The following is a 5137-nucleotide window of genomic DNA, read 5'->3' as shown; positions in this document are numbered from 1 at the left end:
TAGAGACTTCAGCATTACGCTTTTTAGAGGCTACATCATTGCGCTTTTTAGAGACTTCATCATTGCGCTTTTTAGAGGCTTCTTCACTATATTTTTTATAGGCTTTATCGCTGTATTTAAACCCTTCTTCTAAGAGTTGGATTGCCATTTCACGGTCTTCACCAGCTGTTTGTTCCAGCTTAGTGACATCTATTTGTGATACACCCTGATGAGCTTCAGCGGTATTACGGTCAAGGGAAGCTGTGACTTGTTCCACATCTTGCCCTGTCAATGCCTTCTGCCCTGCTTCATCAGTAATGATGATGGTGCCATCGCTAATGGCAGATTTGGTATATCCTTCCCTTGAATCCTGTTGTTCTGCATGATCTAAAACATTTTTGGCAATGTTTTTAGCGATGTCGTATTCGCCCATTGCACCACCCGCTGCAATGCTAATCCCATCACTGCTGGCTTTGGCACTCGCACTGTTGGTAATATCACTGGTGCTGATGCTTCCTGTGGTCAGGCTGTTTTTTTCTGCCGAGGCTGTGCTTTCAATAAGTCCTCCAGTCAGCGTTGTTTTATCTTTAACAATGATATTAAAGCCGTCATCACCGGCTTTAATGCCTGATTGTTCCACAACACTGTGATAATCGCTGGAGGATTGATCATTTTGGAAAGAGACGTTTATTGATGCACCATCAGGCTTTCCATTGCCTTTAACCCCAACAGAAACAGAGTTTTTTTTGCTGGAACTTTGTCCCGTATCACTGCGGCTGACAACGGTAAAATCACCTCCTACTTCCATTTCTACACGCTCTCCAGAAACCACGGCGCCTGCCAATGTGGTGTTTGCCCCACTCGTGGTATGAACAGTACCTGTGCCAACAATATGGCTGTTTTTGTGTTGAACTTCCTCACTGGAACCTTCCCCTTGACTAAAAGCAGCACTGCCCGTTACCCCTGCGCCACCGATGCCATAACTGGCTCCAATATTCATTGAAGCGCTTTGGTTATGGTTTTGTGTGCTTTGCGTGTTTTGCGCACTTTCAAAGGTGATATGCTGTCCTGCTTCCAAGTTGATATTCCCGCTCTGCGGATCATTGCCCCATGCATAAACTGGATTGGTACCAGCGATAATATCGGCACCAATACCATGAATGCTGCCTTTGTGGGCTTTCATATCGACAGAACGCCCAGCTTCTATGCTATTGGTTACAGCAGTAGATGTCTGAGAAGACTTCTCTTCCTTTTCAGTCTTAAAGCCTACGGTAACACTGGTAGAAATATCCACCATATTGAGAAGGGAATCTTTTGTTGATCCGCTCTTTATCCCATTATAGAGATCTTTGCCTTTGTTATAGAGATCTTTGCCTTTTAGACCAAGAATGATGCCATTGCCAATCTTGTATTTCGTATCCCCATGATCAAAATGTTTTACTACATCCCTCATATCTTTTATGGTACTAAGAATGCCAACATTGACAGAACCTGTAACACCAGCAAAGAAATTTTCATGGTTTTTTTGTGCCTTAGAGATATCTTGGCTTTCCGAAAGCATGATATTATTGCCAGCATCGATGTTCACATCACGATCAGCTAAAACATCTGCTGCTTGCATATTTACATCATTGTCAGCAGTAATCTGCACATCTCGGCGTGCCTTGATGTGTGATTGGGCGGAAGAGGTTTCCCATTGATCGTCCGTATCTTTGACGCTTGCAACCCCAACACCCAAAGAAGCACTGCTGCAGCTCTTTTCAAACTGAAACCCAAAACCTGAACGCTCTTCTTTTGAGCTTGAAGTATGACGATCATGACCAACAGACACATTCACATCATGCGCTGCCGAAAGGTTAATATTCTCACCTGCAAAATCAGAGCCCACTATGCTCACATCTTTTTTCTTGGCAATGATGTTGATAGTGCCATCCGCATTGAGAGAAGAGCCTTGATGTTCAAAACTCTCTTCATTTTGCACCTTTTCCTCACTCCCATATATCGACACGAAGTCCTCAGCTGAACCCGCGCCAAAACCAGACGCATGTTCTTCTGAGTGGTTGCTATGGTGATCTTGCATGCCATCAATCGTCACATTTTCTGCTGTCACATTGATGTTTTGACCTGAAAGCAGATGAGAAGCAGTAATTGTGGACTCTTTTTCTGCTTGCAAATCAATGTTGCCCGTCGCCCCAAGAACAGAGGAAACTGTTGTGGTGTGCGATTCAGATTTATCGGAAGATTCCTCATGCAAAAAGCTACTTGATGACGATTGGTATTGCTGATCGTAGTGTTCTTGAGCGCCTTTTATGAGAATATTCCCACCAGAGTGAATAGAAATATTTGCTTTTGCTTGATCTGGTGTTTCCTCTTCTTTTCCAGCAAGAAGCATCGATCCAATGATTTTTGTATCGTTGCCAGATTCAAAGGCCATCCCTTCACCCCCTGTTATACTTGAGCCCACGACTTGAGTAGCCTCAACATTATTATGGACTCTCTCACTAAATATTCCATCCTCTTTGTAATCCGACATCTCATAATGTAAGCTATCTTCTGCATTGTTGATCAGGATATCGTTACTGGCTTTCAGCCCCACCTTGCCCTTGGCATCTATATCGGAAGCAGCAATATGGATATCTTTTCCAGAGAGAACAGTGGTCTCTTTTCCAGAACTTAAATGAGAGCCATTGTGTAAAGCAACATGAGATGTTTCACTCCCATTCTGATTGTCCATGCTGTTGCGTGTAGCATCAATCGAAACATTCCTCTCAGCTTGTAAGGAAAGATTATCCGTTGCTTGAACATCAGAGCCTAGAATATTCAAATCTTTTCCAGAGAGAAGTGTCGTTGAGCCTCCAGAGTTTAACGCCGATTTATGATGCATGGTGGCATCACCCTGTTCATCATGGTAATGGGTTTCTGCTGAACCGATCGTCAAGTTGCCTTCTTCTGTAGCCATGGCAAGATCACCTCCGGTAGTGATCCCCACCCCTGAGGCTGTGATATCTTGCTTGGCAATCACGCTCGCATTACCCCCAGCAGAAAGCGCCTCGGTGTTTAATACTGTCTCCACACCGTCAACCGTTGTGCGCCCTGCATCTAAACGAATATTCTTCTCCGCAAGGAGAACAGCATCCCCACCCGCCGCAAAATGCCCCCCTTGACTGAGGATATCCCCACCATGCACATGCAATTGGTGATTTGCCGCAATCCGCCCTGAATTAGTTATTGTGGAATTGCTTGTATTTTGGCTGGTGATATTGACATCATCGCCCATGATCAAAGCCCCAGCAGAAACAAAGGAGGCTCTGTCTTTTTCAGGGATGTAAAGCACCGGTGCATAAACATCCATGCCCTTGACCTGTTGGCGCACATAAATCACCATCGGGGCTTCTAGAGAAGCCAATTGTTCTTCACTCAAAGCCTCACCAAAGGGGAGATTGTGGGCTTTTGCATATTCTGCCCCACCATCTAGCAAAGTTTTGACTTGTTCAATGGCATCACTTCCAGGAATAAAGGAACCTTTGCCCAAACCTTGACCAACCAGATCACGCATTTGTTTCTCAATCAGCTGCTTTTCAAAATATGCATCGCCTAAGAAAAAAATCTCTCTGTCAGGATTGTAGCCAATTCTGTTCAAATAATAGGCTGAGCCATAAAACTTGCCAACATCAAGGAATTCTGCCCGCGTTTCATAAATGAAATTTTGATTGGGCAGCGTGCCTCCAACACCCCCCGATTGGGGTTTTGGTAAAGGGAGCCCTTCAGAAAGTTCTCCTGCATTATTGAGATCCACTTTTGGTGTAAAGAGAGCACCAGCCCCGGTTAAACCACTTAAGGACTCCAGTGGATTGCCCCCAACTGCTTGTGCTTTAAAATGCGCATCCCCTGTAATCGAACCTTCCGCTGCCGTGTTATTGAGTTGATCGACCACCAGATTTAAAGTGCCACCCGCTTGGACAAGACCTGGAACGGTATCAAGAGCTTCTGAGCCAGTATGGCGAAACGTACCATTGGCTATATCTAAAGAAACATCGCGGCTTCCATCAGCTTTATAGCCATAACAATTGTCTGTGTCTGCTTTACAATGCATAAAGATTTTTTTATAAGCCGTTGCACCCAGATTGGTCAGCACATTGGCGTGAATATCAGCATTTCCCCCTGCTCTCATAGAGCTATAATGGTTGTCAATGGTATCAGCGTTAATGATGAGATTGCCACTAGATTGTATCATCCCCGAAACAGTTGGTTTATGCGAAAACCCTTGCGTGACAGTTTCTTCTGTCATGTGTGACTGATTATTCCATTGATAGCGTTCTATATCTCCTTTTCGAGCATTATGTTTCCAAGTAAATGACTTGTAGACTGTTCCATCGCTTGAAGTTGCCGCGCCATAAGTCCCTTCTTTGTTAGCCCAAAGTTGTTGCTCAAATATAAATTTTTTCTTGGTATACCACCAAGTATGAGTAGTAGAAAGTTTTCCTTTACCCCAACGATCCCTCTTCATATCATGATATAAAGGCCTACCATCGAGAAAATTATATTTGTCTGGTTTTTCGAATGAAATATCGCTATATTCCGTTTTTTCCGTGATGACAGGCGTGCTATCGGCTTCGTTTTTCAAGGTGTTTGTTTGGATATTTAAGTTTCCACCGGCTTGAATAAAGCCTGCTTTATTGACAAGGGAAAGGCTTTTTCCGCTGCCAGCCGCATTGGTAAAAAACAAATCACCCTCTGCCATTATGGCGCCAAAATCATTGAGCAAAGCCCCATCAACTTGTAAAGCACCATTGCCCTTCACATAAATTAAGCCCGTTTTGCTATTCGTCACATTGCCCGTCACGCTAAAGGCTAAATCCTGCCCCGATGCCAATTGACCGCTATTTCCAAGCTCCCCCGTTTTGATCACGAAATCTCGTGCCGCTAAAACAGAAGTTGTCTCATCAACCATAACGCTTGGAGCAACAAAGAGAATATCTCCAGTCCCTCCCTGATCTGTCACGGCTTGTAGCCGCGCATTGTGAATATCAAGGGCATTGGTGCTTTGAAAGTCTAAACCGCCATAAGCCAATTTGCTCTCTGAGACATCAATATGATCTGCAATTAAATACAGCGTTTGCGGCGTGTAAATATGAGAACGATTATTGCTTAAATCGAG

At 44.2% G+C, this 5137-nt stretch carries 1 protein-coding gene; it reads right to left on the bottom strand.

Annotation, left to right across the window (positions count from 1 at the left end; all coding sequences use genetic code 11):
• Window positions 1-5137, bottom strand: a 5137-nt coding sequence (locus tag ACFIJP_RS08550; RefSeq protein ID WP_375626967.1) for a hemagglutinin repeat-containing protein, incomplete at both ends; no start/stop codon positions are given.

It is taken from the genome of Bartonella sp. MU37NMGALS (assembly GCF_042194015.1).
GTDB classification, from domain to species: Bacteria; Pseudomonadota; Alphaproteobacteria; order Rhizobiales; family Rhizobiaceae; genus Bartonella; species Bartonella grahamii.
Note: the sequence above shows the minus strand (reverse complement) of the source record. Positions and strands in the feature narration are given on the sequence as shown.